The 21,299-nt window shown below is 59.1% G+C and carries 19 protein-coding genes; 4 read left to right on the top strand and 15 right to left on the bottom strand.

Features of this window, described 5'->3' with window-relative positions:
* Positions 1-57: 57 nt before the first annotated feature.
* Positions 58-1,245 (bottom strand): Na+/H+ antiporter NhaA, encoded by a 1,188-nt coding sequence (nhaA, locus tag ACP3TY_RS18920; protein ID WP_159815724.1) that lies wholly within the window; start codon positions 1,243-1,245, stop codon positions 58-60.
* Positions 1,246-1,495: 250 nt separating this feature from the next.
* Between nhaA and ACP3TY_RS18915 the strand changes: the two genes are divergently transcribed.
* Entirely contained in the window at positions 1,496-2,590 is a 1,095-nt protein-coding gene (locus ACP3TY_RS18915) for a PLP-dependent cysteine synthase family protein (RefSeq protein ID WP_426618202.1), read from the top strand.
* 136 nt (positions 2,591-2,726) lie between these two features.
* Here ACP3TY_RS18915 and ACP3TY_RS18910 read toward each other — a convergent pair whose 3' ends face one another.
* From ACP3TY_RS18910 to ACP3TY_RS18900, 3 genes are all read right to left on the bottom strand, one after another.
* Positions 2,727-4,340 (bottom strand): NAD(P)/FAD-dependent oxidoreductase, encoded by a 1,614-nt coding sequence (locus tag ACP3TY_RS18910; RefSeq protein WP_426618201.1) that lies wholly within the window; start codon positions 4,338-4,340, stop codon positions 2,727-2,729.
* Positions 4,341-4,437: 97 nt separating this feature from the next.
* Positions 4,438-5,091, bottom strand: coding sequence for a COG3650 family protein (locus tag ACP3TY_RS18905; protein WP_159815827.1), 654 nt, complete (start codon positions 5,089-5,091; stop codon positions 4,438-4,440).
* Between the two features lie 173 nt (positions 5,092-5,264).
* Positions 5,265-5,864, bottom strand: a complete 600-nt coding sequence (locus ACP3TY_RS18900) for a short chain dehydrogenase (RefSeq protein ID WP_053117827.1) — start codon at positions 5,862-5,864, stop codon at positions 5,265-5,267.
* 104 nt (positions 5,865-5,968) lie between these two features.
* Between ACP3TY_RS18900 and ACP3TY_RS18895 the strand changes: the two genes are divergently transcribed.
* Positions 5,969-6,883, top strand: a complete 915-nt coding sequence (locus ACP3TY_RS18895; protein WP_426618200.1) for a LysR family transcriptional regulator — start codon at positions 5,969-5,971, stop codon at positions 6,881-6,883.
* Positions 6,884-6,992: 109 nt separating this feature from the next.
* On the opposite strand, the gene ACP3TY_RS18890 is transcribed toward ACP3TY_RS18895, so the two are convergent.
* The 9 genes from ACP3TY_RS18890 to ACP3TY_RS18850 all read right to left on the bottom strand — a co-directional run bounded on the left by ACP3TY_RS18890 (position 6,993) and on the right by ACP3TY_RS18850 (position 14,746).
* Complete coding sequence (locus tag ACP3TY_RS18890; RefSeq protein WP_426618199.1) at positions 6,993-7,469, bottom strand: DoxX family protein; 477 nt, start codon at positions 7,467-7,469, stop codon at positions 6,993-6,995.
* Entirely contained in the window at positions 7,466-8,224 is a 759-nt protein-coding gene (locus tag ACP3TY_RS18885) for a DNA-binding domain-containing protein (protein ID WP_426618198.1), read from the bottom strand. Before ACP3TY_RS18885 ends, ACP3TY_RS18890 begins: the two co-directional genes overlap by 4 nt.
* Positions 8,221-9,108 carry a DUF692 domain-containing protein gene (locus tag ACP3TY_RS18880; RefSeq protein WP_426618197.1) on the bottom strand — a complete coding sequence of 296 codons (888 nt, stop codon included), beginning with the start codon at positions 9,106-9,108 and terminating at the stop codon, positions 8,221-8,223. Before ACP3TY_RS18880 ends, ACP3TY_RS18885 begins: the two co-directional genes overlap by 4 nt.
* Positions 9,109-9,133: 25 nt before the next feature.
* The gene (locus ACP3TY_RS18875; RefSeq protein WP_053117837.1) at positions 9,134-9,436 is read right to left on the bottom strand and encodes a BufA1 family periplasmic bufferin-type metallophore; all 303 of its coding nucleotides are present in this window, start codon (positions 9,434-9,436) and stop codon (positions 9,134-9,136) included.
* 309 nt (positions 9,437-9,745) lie between these two features.
* Positions 9,746-10,447 (bottom strand): ABC transporter ATP-binding protein, encoded by a 702-nt coding sequence (locus ACP3TY_RS18870; RefSeq protein WP_008082262.1) that lies wholly within the window; start codon positions 10,445-10,447, stop codon positions 9,746-9,748.
* The gene (gene livG, locus ACP3TY_RS18865) at positions 10,448-11,215 is read right to left on the bottom strand and encodes a high-affinity branched-chain amino acid ABC transporter ATP-binding protein LivG (protein WP_034154995.1); all 768 of its coding nucleotides are present in this window, start codon (positions 11,213-11,215) and stop codon (positions 10,448-10,450) included.
* Positions 11,212-12,468, bottom strand: a complete 1,257-nt coding sequence (locus ACP3TY_RS18860; protein WP_008082257.1) for a high-affinity branched-chain amino acid ABC transporter permease LivM — start codon at positions 12,466-12,468, stop codon at positions 11,212-11,214. Before ACP3TY_RS18860 ends, livG begins: the two co-directional genes overlap by 4 nt.
* Positions 12,465-13,388 carry a high-affinity branched-chain amino acid ABC transporter permease LivH gene (gene livH, locus ACP3TY_RS18855; RefSeq protein WP_008082254.1) on the bottom strand — a complete coding sequence of 308 codons (924 nt, stop codon included), beginning with the start codon at positions 13,386-13,388 and terminating at the stop codon, positions 12,465-12,467. The genes ACP3TY_RS18860 and livH overlap by 4 nt, the downstream gene beginning before the upstream one ends.
* Before the next feature lie 230 nt (positions 13,389-13,618).
* Complete coding sequence (locus ACP3TY_RS18850; protein WP_053117839.1) at positions 13,619-14,746, bottom strand: branched-chain amino acid ABC transporter substrate-binding protein; 1,128 nt, start codon at positions 14,744-14,746, stop codon at positions 13,619-13,621.
* A gap of 354 nt (positions 14,747-15,100) precedes the next feature.
* Between ACP3TY_RS18850 and ACP3TY_RS18845 the strand changes: the two genes are divergently transcribed.
* A complete protein-coding gene (locus ACP3TY_RS18845) occupies positions 15,101-15,421 on the top strand; it encodes a DUF2288 domain-containing protein (RefSeq protein WP_159815466.1) in 321 nt (106 codons plus the stop codon).
* 303 nt (positions 15,422-15,724) lie between these two features.
* On the opposite strand, the gene ACP3TY_RS18840 is transcribed toward ACP3TY_RS18845, so the two are convergent.
* On the bottom strand, positions 15,725-17,926 hold the full coding sequence (locus tag ACP3TY_RS18840) for a hypothetical protein (protein WP_053117842.1): 2,202 nt from the start codon (positions 17,924-17,926) through the stop codon (positions 15,725-15,727).
* A gap of 196 nt (positions 17,927-18,122) precedes the next feature.
* Here ACP3TY_RS18840 and ACP3TY_RS18835 point away from each other — a divergent pair, with 196 nt between their 5' ends.
* Positions 18,123-19,019, top strand: a complete 897-nt coding sequence (locus ACP3TY_RS18835) for an NAD(P)-dependent oxidoreductase (protein ID WP_426618196.1) — start codon at positions 18,123-18,125, stop codon at positions 19,017-19,019.
* Here ACP3TY_RS18835 and ACP3TY_RS18830 read toward each other — a convergent pair.
* Positions 18,910-21,192 (bottom strand): putative bifunctional diguanylate cyclase/phosphodiesterase, encoded by a 2,283-nt coding sequence (locus ACP3TY_RS18830; RefSeq protein WP_426618195.1) that lies wholly within the window; start codon positions 21,190-21,192, stop codon positions 18,910-18,912. The genes ACP3TY_RS18835 and ACP3TY_RS18830 overlap by 110 nt on opposite strands.
* Positions 21,193-21,299: the final 107 nt, after the last annotated feature.

Below are 21,299 nucleotides of genomic sequence, written 5' to 3'. Positions count from 1 at the left end.
TTTAGAGCCAAGCCCCTCTATAAGAGAGGGGCTCTGATTTTTGTAGAAAGATGTATCTCAGGCGTTTTGTAAGGTGTTCTTTCGACTCGCCGCCGCCGTCACCGCATAACCAATCAGCGCCGCCAGAATCGAGCCGGTCAGAATGCCCATTCGATCCATCCCGGCGTAGTCGCTCACGCCCGGTTCAAAGGCCAGCGAACCAACGAACAGGCTCATGGTGAAGCCGATGCCGCAGAGGATCGCCACGCCCATGACCTGGCCCCAGTTGGCGCCTTGCGGCAGGGCGGCGATGCCGACTTTGACGGCCAGCCAGGTGAGGCCGAAGACGCCGACGGTTTTGCCGAGCAGCAGGCCGACTGCAATGCCCATCGGCACGTCGTGGGTGAAGCTTTCGACGGTGACGCCGCTCAGCGACAGGCCGGCGTTGGCGAAGGCGAACAGCGGCAGGATGCCGTAAGCGACCCACGGGTGTAGCGCATGTTCGAGGGTCAGCAGGGGCGACGGCTCGGCGTTTTTCGTGCGCAGCGGGATGCAGAAGGCCAGGGTCACGCCGGCGAGCGTCGCGTGGACACCGCTTTTGAGCACGCAGACCCAGAGGATCAGACCGATGATCATGTACGGCCCGAGCTTGACGACCCCGAGTCGGTTCATCGCCACCAGCGACGCAATGCACGCGGCCGCGAGGCCCAGCGACAGGGTCGACAGTTCGCCGGAGTAGAAGATCGCGATGATGACGATGGCGCCGAGGTCATCGATGATCGCCAACGTCATCAGGAAAAGCTTCAACGACACCGGTACGCGCTTGCCGAGCAGGGCCAGTACGCCGAGGGCGAAGGCGATGTCGGTGGCGGTCGGGATCGCCCAGCCGCTGAGGGCCGCAGGGTTGTCGCGGTTGAGGAACCAGTAGATCAGCGCCGGCACCAGCATGCCGCCGATCGCCGCCGCACCGGGCAGGACGATTTGCGACGGCTTCGACAGCTGACCGTCGAGTACCTCGCGTTTCACCTCCAGGCCGATGAGCAGGAAAAACATCGCCATCAGACCGTCATTGATCCACAGCAGCAGGGGTTTAGCGATTTTCAACGCACCGATCTGCGCCACCACGGGGGTGTCGAGCAGGCCGGTGTACAGCCACGACAGTGGCGAGTTGTTGATAATCAAAGCCAGGATGGCCGCGGCGATCAATAACAGACCGCTGGCAGCTTCCAACTGAAAGAAACGCGTGAAAGTGCTACGCAGAGGCAAGGTCGCTCTCCATCGAATCGTCAAAAGGTGGAACACCCTAACCCGTACTGTTAGTTGTTAAAACAAAAGTTATATTCTTTTTTGTTATATGTCGTTACAGGCTGTCTGGCTCAAGCCACGGTGAGCCTAGCAGTTGCCTGACATATTGAGACTCAGCTGTATCTGTGCGGAATATAGGATTACTCCTAATCTGACGTACGAACCTTTGCAGGAGGCCAATCTCCTGCCCGATTCAACGAGAACACAGACCATGAGCGACAACCGACAGTGGGCCCGCGAAGCCATCCGCATCATCGAAGCGGACTTCCAGCGCAGCGCCGACACCCATCTGATCCCCTTGCCGCTGCCGGGTTTTCCGGGCATCGAGCTGTACTTCAAGGATGAATCCAGCCATCCGACCGGCAGCCTCAAACATCGCCTGGCCCGTTCGCTGTTCCTCTATGCACTGTGTAACGGCTGGCTGAAACCCGGTGCGCCGGTGATTGAAGCGTCGAGCGGTTCGACGGCGATTTCCGAAGCGTATTTCGCGCGGATGCTCGGTTTGCCGTTTATTGCGGTGATGCCGGCGACCACCTCGAAAGAAAAAATCGCCCAGATCGAGTTCTATGGCGGCAAAAGCCATCTGGTAAAAGATCCGACGCAGATCTACGCCGAATCCGAGCGGCTGGCCCGTGAACACGATGGTCACTTCATCGACCAGTTCACCTACGCCGAGCGCGCAACCGACTGGCGCGCGAACAACAACATCGCTGAATCGATCTTCCAGCAGATGCGCTTCGAGACGCACCCGGAACCGAGCTGGCTGATTTCCAGCCCCGGCACCGGCGGCACCACCGCGACCCTTGGTCGTTACGTGCGCTATCGCCAGCATTGCACCCGCGTGTTGTGCGCCGATGCCGAGCGTTCAGTGTTCTTCGATTACTACCAGACTGGCGACGCGACTTTGCGTCTGGATTGCGGCTCGCGGATTGAAGGCATTGGCCGGCCACGGGTGGAAGCGTCGTTCCTGCCGAAGGTGATCGATGCGATGGTCAAAGTGCCGGACGCCTTGTCGCTGGCGGCCATGCATTATCTGGCGCAGCGTCTGGGCCGGCGTGTTGGTGGATCGAGTGGCACCAATCTGATCGGCGCGTTGATGGCGGCGCAGCAGATGAAGGCGGCGGGGAAGTCGGGGTCGATCGTGGCGATTTTGTGCGATGGCGGCGAGCGGTATGCCGACACGTATTACGATCAGGGTTGGCTGACGGCGCAGGGGTATGAGTTGAGTGGGTTGATTGAGGCGGTGGCGGCGAGTGCCGAGCGCGGTGAACCGCTGCCGACCTCAGTGCAACGCGCCAACATCTGACACACCGAAAACCAAATGTGGGAGCGGGCTTGCTCGCGAAGGCAGTGTGTCAGGCGATACATGTATCGACTGAAACGACGCTTTCGCGAGCAAGCCCGCTCCCACAGGGGTTTCGTGTAGTGTCAGCTAGTGCTGATTAGTCAGTCAGGCCGAGGATGTCGCGTGCCACGGCTTCGGCAATCCGAATCCCGTCCACACCTGCCGACAAAATCCCGCCCGCATAACCCGCGCCTTCACCCGCCGGGAACAAGCCCTTCACGTTCATGCTCTGCAGCGTTTCGTTACGCGTAATGCGCAGCGGCGACGAGGTACGCGTCTCGATCCCGGTCAACACCGCATCGTGCAGCGAGTAACCGCGAATCTGCTTCTCGAACGCCGGCAAGGCTTCACGAATCGCTTCAATCGCAAATTCCGGCAATGCCAGGGACAGATCGCCCAGCGACACGCCCGGTTTGTACGACGGCTCGACTTCGCCCAGTTCGGTCGAAGGAATGTCGTTGATGAAGTCGCCAACCAGTTGCGCCGGCGCCTTGTAATCGCTGCCGCCAAGGATGAAGGCGTGAGATTCCAGGCGTTCCTGCAACTCGATCCCCGCCAGCGGGCCGCCCGGATAATCGACTTCCGGGGTGATGCCGACGACGATGCCGGAGTTGGCGTTGCGCTCGTTACGCGAGTACTGGCTCATGCCGTTGGTGACCACGCGGTTCGGCTCGGAAGTCGCCGCGACCACGGTGCCGCCCGGGCACATGCAGAAGCTGTAGACCGAGCGGCCGTTCTTGGCGTGGTGCACCAGTTTGTAGTCGGCGGCACCGAGTTTCGGGTGGCCGGCGTATTTGCCCAGACGCGCACGGTCGATCAGCGATTGCGGGTGTTCGATACGGAAACCCACCGAGAACGGTTTGGCTTCCATGAACACGCCACGGCTGTGCAGCATGCGGAAGGTGTCGCGGGCGCTGTGGCCGAGGGCCAGAACCACGTGTTTCGAATGCAGGGTTTCACCGCTGGCGAGTTCGACGCCGACCAGTTGGCCGTCTTCGATCAGCACGTCGGTGACGCGTTCCTGGAAGCGCACTTCGCCGCCCAGTTCGCGGATCTGCTCGCGCATGTTTTCAACCATGCCGGTCAGACGGAACGTACCGATGTGCGGCTTGCTGACGTATAGAATTTCTTCCGGCGCGCCGGCCTTGACGAACTCGTGCAGGACTTTGCGGCCAAGGAACTTCGGATCCTTGATCTGGCTGTACAGCTTGCCGTCGGAGAACGTGCCCGCGCCGCCTTCGCCGAACTGCACGTTGGATTCTGGATTGAGTACGCTTTTACGCCACAGGCCCCAAGTGTCTTTGGTGCGCTGGCGGACTTCGGTGCCGCGTTCGAGGACGATCGGCTTGAAGCCCATTTGCGCCAGCAGCAGGCCGGCGAAGATGCCGCACGGGCCGAAACCGACAACGATCGGGCGCTGGTTCAGGTCGCTCGGCGCTTCGCCGACGAATTTGTAGCTGACATCCGGCGCCACGTTGACGTTACGGTCGTCGGCGAACTTGCCCAACACCGTGGCCTCGTCGCGCACTTCGAGGTCGATGGTGTAGATGAAGCACAGTTCGGAGGACTTTTTGCGCGCATCGTAGCTGCGCTTGAACAAGGTGAAATCGAGCAAATCATCGCTGGCGATGCCCAGGCGCTGCACGATGGCAGGGCGCAGGTCTTCTTCGGGATGGTCGATTGGCAGCTTGAGTTCAGTGATTCGTAACATGGCGAGGATCCGGGTTCGCGGGGCGCACAACTGCGCCAGGGCGTTTGAAGGCCGCGATTATAAGCCGCAAAGGCCGGATCCGGTGAGGCTAAAACGCTCAGTCGTTGCGCGATCCGCCGAAATACCCGCAACCGCGCTGCACCTTGCCGTCGATGCGCAGCTCGGCGCTCATGTGCTGGACGCTGCCGGTGTTGCTGTCGATGCAGCGCTGCGGCGCGACCCACAATTCAATGCGCTGGTTGTTGGCTTCGCTGCTGAGATTGAAGCGACCGTCGCCCAATTGATCTTCAATGTATGGCACGGCGAGTGGCGGCTGGCCTTCACGGTCGATGACCATACCTTTGCCGCTGACCTTGACGTTCCACTCCGGGCCATGGCCGGCGGCACGCAGGATCAGCAGTTTGAAATTCGGATCATCACACGCGGTGCCGGAGCGCTCGACGCGATACAGCTGAGTCAGATCGAGGCGATCGCCGGAGACTTTGCCGCGAACATCGGCGAACAGCTTGCCTTGCTCGTCGGCGAGGGTGGCGGCTTCTTGCAGCACGCTGGTGCCGCCGATGTCGTTGACCACCAGTTGGCGCTGATCCTGACACGGCTGGAACACCAGTTTGCCGTCAGCGGCGGTCAGTTGCCCCTGCATCCGCGTTTGCCCGACGTGCGAGGCACTTTCACGCGGGCCATCGAACAACTGGCACGCCGCAAACAACGGCAGCAGGGCAACAAGGACTAACGAACGGGCAACACGCATCTTCGGCTCTCCAGACAAGTGTCGCCACGTTACGCAGCCTGTCAGTCAAATGCAAAAGATCGCAGCCTGCGGCAACTCCTACACCGAGTTACGCCGCCCGCCGACAAAATGCAAAACATCGCAACCCCCGACACTCCCCTGTAGGAGCTGCCGAAGGCTGCGATCTCTTGATCTTACCCAACGTGAAACGTCTGCCCGGTCTGTAGCCCTTCAACACTCTTGGCGTAGGCCAACGCCACATCCGCCGCAGGAACCGGCTTATAGCCACGGAAGTACGGCGCATATTTGCCCATCGCCTCCAGCAACACCGTCGGGCTGATCGAGTTAACGCGCAGGCCACGCGGCAACTCAGTGGCCGCTGCCCGCACAAAGCTGTCCAGCGCGCCGTTGACCAGCGCCGCCGACGCACCGCTGCGAATCGGATCGTGGCTGAGCACGCCAGTAGTGAAGGTGAACGAGGCACCATCGTTGGCGAATTCGCGGCCGATCAGCAGCAAATTCACTTGGCCCATCAACTTGTCCTTGAGGCCGAGGGCGAAGCTGTCTTCGCTCATCTCGCCCAGCGGGGCGAAGGTGACGTTGCCAGCGGCGCAGACCAGTGCGTCGAATTTGCCGGTCTGCTCGAACAGCTTGCGGATCGACGTGCTGTCACTGATATCCACATGGAAATCACCGCTGGTGCGGCCGATACGAATCACTTCGTGGCGTTGCGACAGTTCTTTATCCACGGCCGAACCGATGGTGCCGCCAGCGCCTATCAACAGAATCTTCATCGAGCTGTACCTCAAGTGTGTGAACGAGGTTTCAGTCTAGAGTGGTTTTTTCTGTGGATAAGCGCACTAATAGGCAACCTTTGGTTTTCAAATGGAAACAATCCATGAGCGAAATGGATGATCTGGCGGCGTTCGCCGTGTTGATCGAAGCCGGCAGTTTCACCTTGGCGGCGCAGCAATTGGGCTGCAGCAAGGGGCAGTTGTCCAAACGCATTAGCCAGCTCGAAGCGCAGTTTTCCGTGGTGTTGCTACAACGCACCACTCGACGCCTGAGCCTGACGGCGGCGGGCGCTGCGTTATTGCCTCAGGCGCAGGCGCTTGTAGTCCAGGTCGAAAAAGCCCGTCAGGCATTGGCGCGATTGAAGGACGACATGGCCGGCCCGGTACGAATGACGGTTCCGGTGTCGCTGGGGGAAACGTTTTTCGATGGATTGTTGCTGGAGTTTTCGCAGCAGTATCCCGAGGTGCAGATCGAGCTGGAGCTGAACAACAGCTACCGCGATCTGTCCCGCGATGGCTTTGATCTGGCGATCCGTTCAGAAGTGGCCAATGACGAACGACTGGTGGCCAAGCCGTTGCTGGCCTGGCAGGAAATGACCTGTGCGAGTCCCGCTTATCTGGATCGATTCGGCGAACCGTCGACGCCACAGGCGCTGGCCGAGCACCGTTGCTTGCTCAACAGCCACTACAGCGGTCGCGAAGAATGGCTGTATCACCAGCAGCACGAATTGTTGCGAGTACGCGTGTCCGGGCCGTTTGCCAGCAATCACTACAACTTGCTGAAAAAAGCCGCGCTGAGCGGCGCCGGTATTGCGCGATTGCCTTCGTACCTGCTGCAAGCGGAATTGGCTGACGGCCGATTGCGCTGGCTCCTGCGTGATTATCAGACGCGGCGCATGCCGATGTACCTGGTGCATCCGTATCAGGGCGGGTTGCCCAAGCGCACGCAAGTGCTGGCGGACTATCTGATTGGCTGGTTCAAACGCAGCGGCGAGGCGCTGGATCGACTCCAGCGTTAACCCTTACCCCTGTGGGAGCGAGCCTGCTCGCGAATGCGCCGGTTCAGTCAACATTTCGGGTGAATGTGAAATTGCCTTCGCGAGCAGGCTCGCTCCCACAGGGATCTGCTTATTTTGCGAAACGGCGGGCGATCAGGTGGTCGATCGACATCTTGCCCGGCCCGGTCGCCATCAAATACAGCAATACCGCCGCCCACGTACCGTGAGTCGGGTAAGCATCCGGGTATACAAACAGCTGAATGGTCAACGTCATCCCCAGCAACGCCATGGCCGAAAAGCGCGTAGCAAACCCAACCAGAATCAGCACCGGAAAGAAGTGCTCGGCAAACGCGGCCATGTGCGCGGCGATCTCCGGCGACAGCAGCGGCACGTGATATTCGCTGGTGAACAACGGAATGGTCGAATCGGCCAGACGCGGCCAGCCAAGCTGAAAGGTGCCGTCGATGAGGTCGATCGCCAGCCCCTCGATCTTGGTCTGCCCGGACTTCCAGAACACCGCCGCAATCGCGAAGCGCGCAATAAAAGCGATCAGGCTCTGGGGGATTCTCTCGAGCAGCGCAATGGCGCGAGTGATCAGGTTGTTCATGGCGTTACCTTATTGTTCAAGTGGGTGATGACGTTGCGCGCGATCAGCAAGGCCAGGGTCTGGCTGAGATCGAATTCAGGGCTGTTTTCGGCGGCTGCCAGCAATGGCTGGCCGTTGATCAGATGGCGGATAAACACGCTGGCGCCGTGATCGATGGCGAACACCTCAACCTCCAGTCCGTTGCGCAGGATCAGCGTGTGCTGGGCCTGATGGATTTCGATGCCTTCAAGTGAAGGTTGTTGCTGATGTGCAGCCCAGATCGCAACCACGGCATAAGCCGAATGGAGGAGGTGCAGGGAGGGATGAAGCGTGAAGCACAGATCGCTCAAGCCTTGCGGGGCGGCGAGTGCTGCGGTGATTTGTTCTGGCCGTACGGGGTCGGCGTCGGCGGCGTGATAGGCCTGCGTGCGCAGATGCTCAAGGCGCGCGACATCGGCCAGATAAGGCACGCTCGATGCCGGTTCGAAGGCGTCGATAAAGTCCGCAAACGCTTCGCCATAGCGGCTCATCAACGGACTCTGCGGCGGCTGCTGTTGTACGAAAGTGGCCGCCATGGCGCGGAAAAATTCCTCGCCGACCAGTTGCGCAACCACCGGATAACCGTCCGCCAGTGCGTTGATCAACGAGTTCTGCACATTGTTGCGGTACACCGCGAAACGACTGGCGGGATCGGCGCCGTTACTGCTGCACAAACCGGCAGGGCAGGGCAGACGTACATCGAGCAGCGCGGCGCTGAATGCGCTTTGCGTGCTCATGGCCGACTTCCGGCGCACAGCAGCATTTCGTCTGCCTGTTGCGCTTCGGCCAGCAAGGTGTTGAATGCGGGCACCTGATTGTCCCGTTCGATCAAGGTTGATATCGGCCCGATACGATCCAGCGTCTGCCAATACAAGGCCCAAACCGCTTGATCGATCGGCGCGCCATGATCGTCAATCAGCAAGCGATCACCCAGGTTGTCGGAATCTTCGGCAAACCCGGCCAGATGAATCTCGCCAACCGCGTGCAGCGGCAGCGCATCGAGATACGCCAATGGATCACGGTGATGATTTACGCACGACACATAGACATTGTTGACGTCGAGCAACAGCCCACAGCCGCTGCGACGGATCACTTCATGGATGAAGTCAGGCTCGTCGTACGTTGAATGCTGAAACGCCAGATACGTTGCCGGGTTTTCCAGCAGCATTGGCCGTTTAAGAGTGTTTTGCACCTGATCGATGTGCGCGCAGACGCGGTTCAGCGTCGGCTCGTCGTAGGCCAGGGGCAGCAGGTCATTGAGGAACACCGGGCCGTGGCTCGACCAGGCCAGATGTTCGGAAAAGGAGTGTGGTTGATAGCGCTCGATCAGCTCGGCCAGACGTTGCAGGTGCTGAGTATTCAGCGGCCCTTCGCTGCCGATGGACAAACCGACGCCATGCAGCGACAGCGGATACTGTTCGCGAATCAAACCGAGAAAGTGATGAAACGGGCCGCCGGCCACCATGTAGTTTTCGGCGTGGACTTCGAAGAAACCGATGTCCGGTCGGGTGTCGAGCACTTCACGAAAGTGCCCGGTCTTGAGCCCCAGCCCGGCACGGGGCGGGAGCCCGGTGAGGGCTGCCTGAGTGCGGGGGAGGGCATGGTCGTCAGGTGTGAACATGATCGTCACTCAGGCAGGCCGTGAATCAGGACTTCGCTTTGAAAGCTTCCATCTGGCCGAAGCCGGTCGGCGAGGTTTTGCTTTCAGTCTTGGCGCAGGTGCCTTTAGGGACGAGCTTCCAGGCGTTGGCCTGGTAGTCGGTTTTCGCGGTGCCAGCGCAGGTGGTGCCGGCGCCTGCAGCGCAATCGTTCTTGCCTTTCATGGCCACGCCAAAGCATTTTTCCATGTCATCGGCCGCGTGGGCGGTAGAAACGGCAGCGATGCTCAGCGCAGAGCCGAGGGCCAGAACCAGGGCGGTAGCGGACAGGGTGCGGGTGGTAGCAGTCATGGTGTTTCTCCAGTTTCGGTCAGGGTTTTTACAAGCGTTTTTGCGCTTGCTTAACCCTCTAGAGAAAGGTCATGGCGATGCGTTACAGCGGGGCTGGATGTTTTTTTTTTATAATTCTTCCGGGCACCGCCGTCCCCCTTGTGGGAGCGAGCCTGCTCGCGAAAGCGTTGTGTCAGACACCATTGATATTGAATGACACACCGTCTTCGCGAGCAGGCTCGCTCCCACAGGGGGATTTTCGGTGGGTTCGAGGTTTATGGTGGACATAAAAAACGGCCCGAAGGCCGTTTTTTTGTTGGGCGAAATGCGTCAACCGCCGAGGTACGCCTCGCGTACTTTCGGGTCGGTCAGCAGCGCTTCACCGGTGCCTTGCATGACCACACGGCCGTTCTCCAGAACGTACGCGCGATCAGCGATTTTCAGCGCCTGGTTGGCGTTCTGCTCGACCAGGAACACCGTCACACCGTCCTTGCGCAGCATTTCGATGATGTCGAAAATCTGCTGGATGATGATCGGTGCCAGGCCCAGCGACGGCTCGTCGAGCAGCAGCAGTTTCGGCTTGCTCATCAGCGCGCGGCCGATGGCGAGCATTTGCTGTTCGCCGCCGGACATGGTGCCGCCGCGCTGGTTGAAGCGTTCTTTCAGGCGTGGGAAAAGTCCGAGAACCTTGTCCATCTGTTCCTGATAGTCGCCCTTGTCGGTGAAGAAGCCGCCCATGGACAGGTTTTCTTCAACGGTCAGACGGGCAAACACCCGACGACCTTCCGGCACCACCGCGATGCTTTTGCGCATGATCTGCGACGAGTCCTGGCCGACCAGTTCCTCACCCATGTAACGGATGCTGCCACTGTGCGCTTGCGGCGAACCGCACAGCGTCATCAGCAGCGTGGACTTGCCGGCCCCGTTGGCGCCGATCAGGGTCACGATCTCGCCCTGACGGACTTCGACGTTGACGCTGTGCAGGGCCTGGATCTTGCCGTAGAAGGTGGAAACGTTTTCGAACTGCAGCATTTACGCTTCCCCCAGGTAGGCTTTGATCACTTCAGGATTGTCGCGGATCTGTTCCGGCGTGCCGTCGGCCAGAGGCGTGCCCTGGTTGATCACGACGATGTGGTCGGAAATGCTCATGACCAGTTTCATGTCGTGTTCGATCAACAGCACGGTGACGTTGTGCTCCTCACGCAGCACGCTGATCAGCGCCTTGAGGTCTTCGGTTTCCTTCGGGTTCAGGCCGGCGGCCGGTTCGTCGAGCATGAGGATCCGCGGACGGGTCATCATGCAGCGGGCGATTTCCAGACGACGTTGCTGACCGTAGGCCAAGGTGCCGGCGGTACGGTTGGCGAACTCTTTCAGGTTGACCTTTTCCAGCCAGTACTCGGCAAATTCCATCGCCTCGCGCTCGCTTTTGCGGAACGACGGGGTCTTGAACAGGCCGGCCAGAAAGTTCGTGTTCAGGTGACGGTGCTGGGCGATCAACAGGTTCTCGACCGCCGTCATGTCTTTGAACAAGCGCACGTTCTGGAAGGTACGCACCACGCCTTTGAGGGCGATCTTGTGGCCCGGCAGGCCTTGAATCGGCTCGCCGTCGAGCAGGATGCTGCCACCGGTTGGCTGATAGAAACCGGTCAGGCAGTTGAACACGGTGGTCTTGCCCGCGCCGTTCGGCCCGATCAAGGCAACCACTTGTTTCTCTTTGACGGTCAGGGCCACGCCGTTGACCGCCAGCAAGCCGCCGAAGCGCATGCTCAGGTTCTCAACTTTTAAGATCTCGCGGCTCATTTTCGCAACTCCATGTGTGGGCGTTGCATCGGCAGCAGACCTTGTGGACGCCAGATCATCATCAACACCATCAGGGCACCGAACATCAACATGCGGTACTCGCTGAACTCACGCATCATTTCCGGCAACAGGATCATTACCACGGCGGCCAGAATCACACCCAACTGCGAGCCCATACCACCCAGCACGACAATGGCGAGGATGATTGCCGACTCGATGAAGGTGAACGATTCCGGGGTCACCAGACCCTGACGGGCAGCGAAGAAGCTACCGGCGAAACCGGCGAATGCAGCGCCGAGGGTGAACGCCGACAGCTTGATGATCGTCGGATTCAGACCCAAAGCACGGCAGGCGATTTCGTCTTCACGCAGCGCTTCCCACGCACGGCCGATCGGCATGCGCAGCAAACGGTTGATGACGAACAGCGCCGCCAGCGCCAGTACCAGGGCAACCAGGTAGAGGAAGATCACCTTGTTGATCGAGTTGTATTGCAGGCCGAAATACTCGTGGAAGGTTTGCATGCCTTCCGCAGCCTTGCGTTCAAAGGTCAGGCCGAAGAACGTCGGTTTCTCGATGTTGCTGATGCCGTTCGGACCGCCAGTGATGTCGGTCAGGTTACGCAGGAACAGACGGATGATCTCACCGAAGCCGAGGGTCACGATCGCCAGATAGTCACCGCGCAAACGCAGCACCGGGAAGCCCAGCAGGAAGCCGAACGTCGCCGCCATCAGGCCGGCAATCGGCAGGCAGATCCAGAAGCTCAAGCCGTAGTAGTGCGACAGCAGCGCGTAGCTGTAGGCGCCGACGGCGTAGAAGCCGACGTAACCGAGGTCGAGCAGACCGGCCAGACCGACGACGATGTTCAGGCCGAGGCCGAGCATCACGTAGATCAGGATCAGCGTTGCGATATCCACCGCGCCACGCGAACCGAAGAACGGCCACACCAGTGCACCGATGATCAGCGCAATGATGAAGTAGCGTTGCGTGGTCGGCAGGGTCAGGAAGTTGCTGGCCTTGGCCGGGATCAATGGCATGCCCGGCGAGGATTTCCATGCCTTGCTGATCTGCTGGTTGAACAGCACCCGCAGGAACATCAGCACCGAACAGATGGCGATGGTCGCCAGAATCATCGGGCTGGTGTTATGCACTTCGAGGTTGATGCCGACGATGGTCAGTTTCAGTCCGAGTACCGGGTAGGCCACAGCCCACACCAGCAAGGCACTGAACAGTGCCTGTTTAAGATTCCTAGTCATACTTTCTCAACCTCCGGACGGCCCAGAATGCCGGTCGGACGGAACAACAGCACCAGAACCAACAAGCCGAAAGCCACGACGTCCTTGTATTGGTCGCCGAAGATATCGGCGCCAAACGCTTCCGCCACCCCAAGCACCAACCCGCCGAGCATGGCGCCGGGGATGCTGCCGATGCCGCCGAGCACTGCCGCGGTGAAGGCTTTGAGGCCGACGAGGAAACCGGCGTTCGGGTTGATCACGCCATATTGCATGCTCAGCAGCACGGCCGCGATGGCCGCCAGCGCAGCACCAATGACGAAGGTCAGGGCGATGATGTTGTTGGTGTTGATGCCGAGCAGGTTGGCCATCTTGATGTCTTCGGCGCAGGCGCGGCAGGCGCGACCCAGGCGAGAACGGGAGATGAACAGCGTCAGGCCGAGCATGGCGATCAGCGTCACCACGAACACCACGATTTGCATGTAGGAAATCAGCACTTCATGTGCGCCACCTGGCCCGAAGGAAATGTTTCCGGGGATCAGGTTGGGGATGGATTTGTCCTTGGAGTCTTGCGCCAGCAGAACCGTGTTCTGCAGGAAGATCGACATACCGATGGCGGAAATCAGCGGGATCAGACGGTTGCTGCCGCGCAGGGGGCGGTAGGCGATCCGTTCGATGCTGTAACCGTAGGAACTGGTGACAACGATGCTCGCAATGAAGGCCGCGGTCATTAACAGCGGGACGTTGTCGATTCCCATCATGGCCAGCCCGGCGATGGCGATGAACGCCACGTAGGAACCGATCATGTACACCTCGCCGTGGGCGAAGTTGATCATTCCAATGATGCCGTAAACCATCGTATAGCCGATGGCAATCAGGGCATACGTGCTGCCAATGGTCAGACCATTAACCAGCTGCTGGAAGAAGTGATAGAGGTCAGGCATTACAACGCTCCTAAAAACCTGATACGCATTTCACTGGTGGAGTCATTTTCCCGCCCGGCCCCGTGGATCTATATCCACTTCGAATCCGGGTTTTGCCAGCGAACCGCTGATGACGGTTTTGAGATTTTCAGGTGGGGAGACTGGCGGATCACGCCAGCGCGGCCCATACATTCGTAAAACAAAGCCCACGGCACGCCGTGGGCTTTATTGGCAGTCAGTCAGGCAGCGCCTTACTGAGGGGATACTTCAGTTTTTGGTTTGCCGAAGTGCCACTCGTAAACCACAAATTTGAAGTCCTTCAGGTCGCCCTTGGCGTCGAAGCTCAGGTCGCCAGTCGGGGTTTTGAAGGTGCCAGCGTGAATGGCTTCAGCCACTTTGGCCGGGTCTTCGCTCTTGGCAGCGGTGATACCGCCGGCAATCACTTCAACAGCCGAGTAGGAAGGGAACACGAACGGGCCGCTCGGATCTTCTTTCTTCGCTTTGAAGGCATCAGCCAGGGCGATGTTGGCCGGATCCTGGTCGAAGGATTTCGGCAGGGTTACCAGCAGACCTTCGGAAGCGTCTTTGGCGATCTGCGAAATCGAGTCGTTACCCACGCCTTCCGGACCCATGAACTTGGCTTTCAGGCCTTTTTCAGCCGATTGACGCAGGATCAGGCCCAGCTCCGGGTGGTAGCCGCCGTAGTAAACGAAGTCGACGTTGGCTTGCTTGAGCTTGGCGATGATCGAGGAGAAGTCCTTGTCGCCGGCGTTGACGCCTTCGAACACGGCAACTTTCACGCCTTTCTTCTCAAGGGTCGATTTGACGGCGGTGGCAATGCCTTCACCGTATTGCTGTTTGTCGTGCAGCACAGCAACGATTTTCGGTTTGACGTGATCGGCAATGTAGTTACCGGCGGCAGGGCCCTGGGCGCTGTCCAGACCGATGGTACGGAAGACCATTTTGTAACCACGGGCGGTGATGTCCGGGCTGGTGGCAGCCGGGGTGATCATGATCACGCCTTCGTCTTCGTAGATGTCCGAAGCCGGTTGAGTGGAGCTGGAGCACAGGTGACCGACCACGAACTTGACGCCGTCGTTGACGACCTTGTTCGCTACCGCTACTGCTTGTTTCGGATCGCAGGCATCGTCGTATTCAACGGCTTCGAGTTTCTTGCCGTCGACGCCGCCCTTGGCGTTGATTTGCTCGATGGCCATTTTCGCGCCACTGAACTGCATATCGCCGTATTGGGCTACTGGACCGGTTTTAGGACCGGCGATACCGATTTTGATGGTGTCAGCTGCGAACGAATGGCTGGCAACCCCGGCCAGAACCATTGCGGCAAACAGTTTGGAAATCTGCTTAGTAGCCTTAGTCATAGTGCTCCACTCTTACTGTTGTATTTTTTTTTTGAGTTCTGGCGCCGTAGCAGCAGAACCGGGTCAGATATCTTTGCGATACCCTCCAGAAATGCCCCCGGCAACTGTACCGGTACAGTGTAGAGCGCCGGTTGTTAGCCTGGGAAGCGGGCGCCGAGGGGCAAAACCTGAGGGTGTCGCTTTTTTGAATGAAAAAGACAGAATTGCGGCGGGGCGTTCGTGGGGTTATGCCCCAATCAGCAGCATTCCTTGGCTTTCCTGCTCTTTTCGTTCGGTACAGCCTTTTGCAACCGGGTTTTGCTGACGGATCACCGACGTTATTATTCGCGTCGATTTCTTTTCCGGACAGTTCCCATGAATCAAGAACCTAGCACCCTCTATGCCAAGCTGCTTGGTGAAACCGCATCTATTACCTGGAAAGAGTTGGAGCCGTTCTTCGCCAAGGGTGCCCTATTGTGGGTCGACCCTGACCTGGATTTGATCGCCGCCGCCGAGGCCGTGGCGTCGGATGATGGCGAGAAAGTCGCCGCCTGGCTGGCCGAAGACAAAGTCGCCAAACTGTCTGAAACGCGGGCGCTGGATCTTTTCGAACGCGATCCGCAGCTGTGGGCAGTGGTGGTTTCGCCGTGGATTCTGATCCAGGAAAGGGCGGGTGCTGCCGACGTTGCACCTTGATGGTGCGTCCGCTGGTCAGCGAAAAGTGTGTAGCGGAGTAGCGTGATGGCACGTTGCCGTGAAGAAAGGCCACAAGCGAGGGTGGCATCACGGTGACGTAAACGTAACGGGAACAGTTGAGAGAGCAGCCTTTGGGCTGCTTAATTGTTTCTGGATGTTGGAATGGCTGAAATATTCAGTGAATTTGAGGGCCTCTTCGCGAGCAAGCCCGCTCCCACAGTGTCCGAGTGAACACAAATATTGTGAACACCACAAAACCTGTGGGAGCGGGCTTGCTCGCGAATGGGGCGCCTCGGTTCCGGATCAGACCGAGAAAGACTTCCCGGTATGGTTATTCAGCGAAATAACCTTGGTCTTACCAATCCGGTGACGATAAATCTCGCGCAAATACTTGATCGACTTCTTCACACAATCGCGCGACAACCGAATGTCATTGATCGAAACAAACTTGTCTTTGTCGTTGATCAGCTCGCGGTATTTCTTCTCGTACATCGGTTTGATCGCGTACCAGTTGGTGTCGAGGATCTTCGCCGGGTTCTCGAATTCATTAAGCAAATCGTCGATGCGATCTTCGTCGAATTCTTCATTAATGATGAAGTCGAGGATCGAGTTGTCCAGCGTCTCATCGAAACGGTACGGGGTCTTGGCGAAGCAGCGTTTGATGAACGCGACGATCAGGGTCAGGAAATCATCCGACAGGCACGGGCTCTTCGCGATCAATGTGGTCAGCGACAGGTTGGCCGAGGCGCCGATCACCAGCGCATAACGCTTGAGCGTGGTGTTGGGGAACAAGCTGTTGAGGTGTGTCTTCAACCGGTTCAGATCCATGTACGACAGCTTGTAATCCTTCGGCAGCGAAACGATCGAGACCACCGACGAGCAATTCTTGAAGAAGTGCAGGTCGTGCAACGCGGCGGCGTCGTAACCGGAATTCTTGTACTGCTCCAGCGAAGCACGATAACGCTTGGATTCGATCGGCAGCAGGCTGATGCCTTCGATCGCTTGTGTGACCTTGTTGAAGTGCGGCAGGTCGATCGAGCGGAAGAACAGATCGTCGATGTTCAGGCGCTGCGGCTCTTTATCGAAGACCTTGAATTTGTCGCTGCTCGGCGGCGGAGTTTCCGGCACCACCGATTCGGCGTAGGCAATCGCCACCGGGCCGGCCAGACTCATGAACAGGTCGTTGGCATCGAGGCGAATGGTCTCACCGATGTCGATGCCGGCGCGGCGGAAATAGTTCTGATCGTAGTCAGTCGTCACCGCCTGCGCCGTCAGAATGTTGAAGATTTGCTGCGAGATGTATTGGTTGGCGTGCTTTTCCATCGCATTGACATCAATGTTCTGGATGTTGCCGTCATCGCTCTCTTCGGCGTAACGCATGATGTCGTTGGAGATCAGCATCATCGCGTTCCATGGGCGGATACGGCCCATGACGCTGGCTTCGCTGCTGTCTTCGTTGGCGAAGTTGTAGGAGAAATCCCATTCTTCCGAAAGGTATTTGCACAGCAGGCGTCCGGCGTTGATGTGCAGCGCCTCGGACATTTCGCTGCGGTGATCGGAAATATTCGGCAGCACGCAGATGCCGCTGGTGAAGATCGGTTCGAACACGAACGAATGACCGCTCTTGCCGTCATGCTCGTCCATCGGCTTGGTGTCGAACGTCTTGTTCATGTACGAGTGCTGCTGGGCCAAGCCGAATTCCGAGGCCATGCCGGAACCGGTACCGCCGCCGGCACTGAAGATCGAGAAATACAGGCGCGACTGGTTGGCCTTGATGCCGCAGCTGTCGATCAGGTACGAGTGGATCATTTTCCAGTCAGGGCTGGAGAAGCGCTGCGTGTCCTTGTTGAGGATGATCTTCGCCAGATACTGGCCGAGAATCGGCGCGTTACCGGCGCCACCGGCGTGGACTTCGGACAAGTCCATGATCTTCATTTTGCTGTAGTCGCGCAGGAAACCGCTTTTTTCGCCCTTGCGCGAGAAACGAATGCGCCCGGCGATGTCCTTGTCGAGGTCGCCGAGCATCACCAGCGGCTCGACCAGAAACACCGGTTTGCTCGCTTTGCTGTTGCCGATGCGCAGGTTGTTCTTGATCCACTGCGCCGGGCTGTAGCCTTTTTCGGTGGCGCGTCGGTCATTCGACGGGCGATCTTCGTTGTTGAATTCGTTGAGGTAGAACTTGCGCGCGTTGTACACCAGCTCCGCCACGTCGAGGGCGATGTTGGAGCCGCAGCGACCGAGGCCGATCAGGCACACCGACGGGAACTCCTGATCGTTGTGCTGTTCGTTATCGCCTTCCAGGTGCGGCGGGCGCGGGAACACCATGTCACGCAGGCCGTCGAGGTTGTCGAGGATGCGGTCGGTATTGGTTTCGGTGAAGTACAGGTATTGCTGGGTCGACAACGGACGCGAGGGAACCAGCGGTTTGGGCGATGACGGGCTGTTGGCGGCGGGGCTCGGATTCAGATCGGAGACCGCAGTGGCGGTATTGTTTTTAGAAGTCATTGGGCGCCATTTACCTGGTACTGGGTTGGTTCGCAGACCAGTGTCAGCGAACCTCACGGAATAAGAGCTCGCGTCTTGTTTGCGCGAATTTGGCCCGGGCGTCAGGGACTTGGCCTGACGGTCGCTCGGGGGAATCCTTTCCTGATCGCTGATGAATCGGCCATTATTCGGCGATCTTTAATCAAAAGGAGGCTAAATGATGTCAACGCTACCTTCGTTGGGGTTCGCCGGAATCGGTCTGATGGGCTTGCCGATGTGCCGCCGCTTGCTGGCCGCCGGTTACCCGCTGAGCGTGTGGAACCGCAACCCGGACAAGTGCGCGCCACTGGTTGAGGCCGGCGCCCGGCAAGTGGCGACCCCGGCTGAACTGTGCGCACACGCCGATGTGGTGATGCTGTGCCTGGCTGATACGGCGGTGGTGCGCGAGGTGGTGTTCGGCGCGCGCGGTGTCGCTGAGGGTGGCAAGAGCGGTCAGTTGCTGGTGGATTTTTCCAGCCTGGAACCGACCGCGACGCGCGAGATGGCCGCTGAATTGGCGCAGAAAACCGGCATGTCGTGGCTGGATTCCCCGGTGTCCGGTGGTGTGGTCGGCGCCGAGGCGGGCAGTCTGGCGATCATGGTTGGTGGTGAAGCTGCGGATCTCGAGCGAGTGCGCCCGGTGCTGCTCAATCTCGGTCAGCGCGTTACGCACATGGGCGGCGTTGGCGCCGGTCAGGTGACCAAGGCCTGCAATCAGATGATCGTCGCCTGCAACGCGCTGGTGATTGCTGAAGTGGTGGCGTTGGCGGAAAAAGCCGGGGTCGATGCCAGCCTGATCGCCGAGGCATTGGCCGGCGGTTTTGCCGATTCGAAACCGTTGCAGATCCTCGCCCCGCAAATGGCCGAAAGCCGTTTCGAACCGATCAAATGGCACGTGCGCACGCTGCTCAAGGATCTCGACACCGCGGTGAAGTTTTCTCGCGAACAGGGCTCGGCCACGCCGATCAGCGGATTGGCCGCACAATTGATGCGCCTGCATGGGGCGCAGGGCTTTTTGGCGAAGGATCCAGCAACGCTGGTGCAAATGTACCGCGCGCCAGAATCAACGGATTGACCGCATGGGACTGTTTGCGCTGATTGATTTCTTCCAGCACCGGGCGTAATTCGTCCAGCGGCACCGGGCGGCTGAGCAGGTAACCCTGAATGAAATCGCAGCCCGAGCGTTCGAGAAATTCGTACTGCTCCAGGGTTTCCACGCCTTCGGTGACCACCTGCAAATGCAGGGTGTGCGCCATGACGATGATCGCCTGGACGATCTCCATGTCCGCGGTGGCATTGGGAATGTCGATGATGAACGAGCGGTCGATTTTCAGCGTATTCAGCGGCAGACGCTTGAGGTAGGCCAACGACGAATAACCGGTGCCGAAATCATCGATCGACAGCGACACGCCGAGGGCGCGGATCTGCCGCAACAACACCAGGGTGTTGGCGATATTGCCCATCAGCGCATTCTCGGTGACTTCCAGCTCCAGCCGTTCCGGCGCGACACCGGCAGTGCGTAAGGCGTTTTCGATTTCGTCAGCCAGTTCTTCGCGGCCAAGGTTCAGCGGCGAGCAGTTCCAGGCGATTTTCAATTCGTCGCAGCCGTGGCGCGACAGTTCTCCCAAATCCTTGCAGGCGCGACGCAGCACCCAGTTGTCCAGTTCGGCGATCAGGCCATTGTTTTCGGCGATGCTGATGAAGCGATCCGGCGTCAGCAGGCCGTTCACCGGATGCTGCCAGCGGATCAGCGCTTCAAGCTTGGTGACCTTGCCGGTTTTCAGTTCGAAGATCGGCTGGTAATACAGCATCAAACCATTTTCTTCGCGCAGGGCATGACGCAGTTCTTCTTCAAGTTGCAACTCCATGGTCGCGCGGTTTTTCAGGTTGGAATTGAAAAAGTGCAGGCCGTTGCGCCCGGCACCTTTGGATTGATACAGCGCCAGATCGGCGTGCTTGAGCAGTTCTTCGCAGGTGGTGCCGTCATCCGGAAACAGACTGATGCCGATGCTGGTGGTCATCACCATGCGCCGCCCGGCCAGCTCAATCGGCTCCTTCATTTTTTGCATGATGCGCTGGGCCATGCCGCGCGCTTCTTCGCGGTCATGCAGGCCGATGAGGATGCAGAACTCGTCGCCACCGAACCGCGCGACCACGTCTTCATGGCTGCGCACCGAGCCTTTGATGTGGTCGGCGATGACTTTCAACAGCGCGTCGCCGGCGTCATGGCCGAGGCTGTCGTTGATGCGCTTGAAGTGATCAATGTCGAGAAACATCACCGCGAGCATGCCGCCCTCGATGGCTTTCTGATTGAGCTTCTCGGCGAAGATCTGGTTGAAGCCGCGACGGTTGATCAGGTTGGTCAGTGCGTCGTAATTGGCCACTTGCTGCAGCGACATGCGCGCCTGATCGAGCTGGCTGAGCAGGGCGTTGACCCGGCGCAGGTCATGCTCCTTGTGTTGCAGCTTTTTGTCGGCGAGTGCGGCGCTGATCGCACTGCCGAGAATCAGCAAGGTGATCAGGGCCACGGTCAGGCCCAATTGCAGGTGGCTGGTTTCGGCGGTCAGTGTCGGCGTGCTGGCCTCGGGCAAAATCAGCTTGAGTGCGGCCATTCCGGTGAAATGCATGCTGAAGATGCCGGCGCCGAGGATCAGTGCGGCGCTGTATTTGAGTACCTGATGAAGTAAACCGCTGCCTTCGCGCAGATAGCCTGCCACCCACAGAGCGGCGAAACTGGCGCCGATGGCGATCACCACTGACAGGGTGAACAGTCCAGGATCGTAATACGCCGTTGCGGCCGATTGCATCGCCGCCATGCCGACGTAATGCATGCCGGCAATACCCAGACCGATGACGAGCGCGGTTTTCAGGTAGAGCACCAGACTGGGCTGGGATTCGCTCAGGGTGTGCATGGCCAGCCACGAGGCGAGCAGGGCGATCAGCAGGGAAAACAGGGTGATGGGCAGGTCGTACTGGATGTCGATCGGTGCCTGAAACGCAAGCATGCCGATGAAGTGCATGGCCCAGATGCCGCCGGCCAGGCAGGTCGCGCCGATCCAGCGCCATAGTCGCTGTGAACGCGGGTCTTCCGCGTGACCGACGCGTTCGGCCATGTCGAGGGTGGCAAAACTGGCGGCGCACGCGACCAGATAGGCCACCAGCACCAGCAGCGGGTTATGGCTGCAATTAAGAATGACCTGCCCGCTCTCCGGCAGCTCGGTAACAAACTGCAAACCAAGCCACTCCATAGCATGCCCCGTCTCTGAGTCGTCCTTACTGCGCGGCTAGCGCAGGCGAATGACTGGAGTATAGAGGCGGTTTTCGCAGAGCAAGTGGTAGTGGCACATTGGCGCTA

It is taken from the genome of Pseudomonas rustica (assembly GCF_049959085.1).
GTDB classification, from domain to species: Bacteria; Pseudomonadota; Gammaproteobacteria; order Pseudomonadales; family Pseudomonadaceae; genus Aquipseudomonas; species Aquipseudomonas rustica.
The sequence above is the reverse complement of the archived record's forward strand: the minus strand, read 5'-3'. Positions and strand labels throughout refer to the sequence as shown.

Coding starts and splice junctions, on each gene's coding strand:
- ACP3TY_RS18845 (WP_159815466.1), top strand. CDS start 15,101: ATGAATCAAGAACCTAGCACCCTCTATGCCAAGCTGCTTGGTGAAACC.
- ACP3TY_RS18875 (WP_053117837.1), bottom strand. CDS start 9,436: ATGACTGCTACCACCCGCACCCTGTCCGCTACCGCCCTGGTTCTGGCC.
- ACP3TY_RS18835 (WP_426618196.1), top strand. CDS start 18,123: ATGATGTCAACGCTACCTTCGTTGGGGTTCGCCGGAATCGGTCTGATG.
- ACP3TY_RS18870 (WP_008082262.1), bottom strand. CDS start 10,447: ATGCTGCAGTTCGAAAACGTTTCCACCTTCTACGGCAAGATCCAGGCC.
- ACP3TY_RS18885 (WP_426618198.1), bottom strand. CDS start 8,224: ATGAGCACGCAAAGCGCATTCAGCGCCGCGCTGCTCGATGTACGTCTG.
- ACP3TY_RS18830 (WP_426618195.1), bottom strand. CDS start 21,192: ATGGAGTGGCTTGGTTTGCAGTTTGTTACCGAGCTGCCGGAGAGCGGG.
- ACP3TY_RS18905 (WP_159815827.1), bottom strand. CDS start 5,091: ATGCGTGTTGCCCGTTCGTTAGTCCTTGTTGCCCTGCTGCCGTTGTTT.
- ACP3TY_RS18915 (WP_426618202.1), top strand. CDS start 1,496: ATGAGCGACAACCGACAGTGGGCCCGCGAAGCCATCCGCATCATCGAA.
- ACP3TY_RS18910 (WP_426618201.1), bottom strand. CDS start 4,340: ATGTTACGAATCACTGAACTCAAGCTGCCAATCGACCATCCCGAAGAA.
- ACP3TY_RS18890 (WP_426618199.1), bottom strand. CDS start 7,469: ATGAACAACCTGATCACTCGCGCCATTGCGCTGCTCGAGAGAATCCCC.
- ACP3TY_RS18850 (WP_053117839.1), bottom strand. CDS start 14,746: ATGACTAAGGCTACTAAGCAGATTTCCAAACTGTTTGCCGCAATGGTT.
- ACP3TY_RS18900 (WP_053117827.1), bottom strand. CDS start 5,864: ATGAAGATTCTGTTGATAGGCGCTGGCGGCACCATCGGTTCGGCCGTG.
- ACP3TY_RS18880 (WP_426618197.1), bottom strand. CDS start 9,108: ATGTTCACACCTGACGACCATGCCCTCCCCCGCACTCAGGCAGCCCTC.
- livG (WP_034154995.1), bottom strand. CDS start 11,215: ATGAGCCGCGAGATCTTAAAAGTTGAGAACCTGAGCATGCGCTTCGGC.
- livH (WP_008082254.1), bottom strand. CDS start 13,388: ATGCCTGACCTCTATCACTTCTTCCAGCAGCTGGTTAATGGTCTGACC.
- ACP3TY_RS18895 (WP_426618200.1), top strand. CDS start 5,969: ATGAGCGAAATGGATGATCTGGCGGCGTTCGCCGTGTTGATCGAAGCC.
- ACP3TY_RS18860 (WP_008082257.1), bottom strand. CDS start 12,468: ATGACTAGGAATCTTAAACAGGCACTGTTCAGTGCCTTGCTGGTGTGG.
- ACP3TY_RS18840 (WP_053117842.1), bottom strand. CDS start 17,926: ATGACTTCTAAAAACAATACCGCCACTGCGGTCTCCGATCTGAATCCG.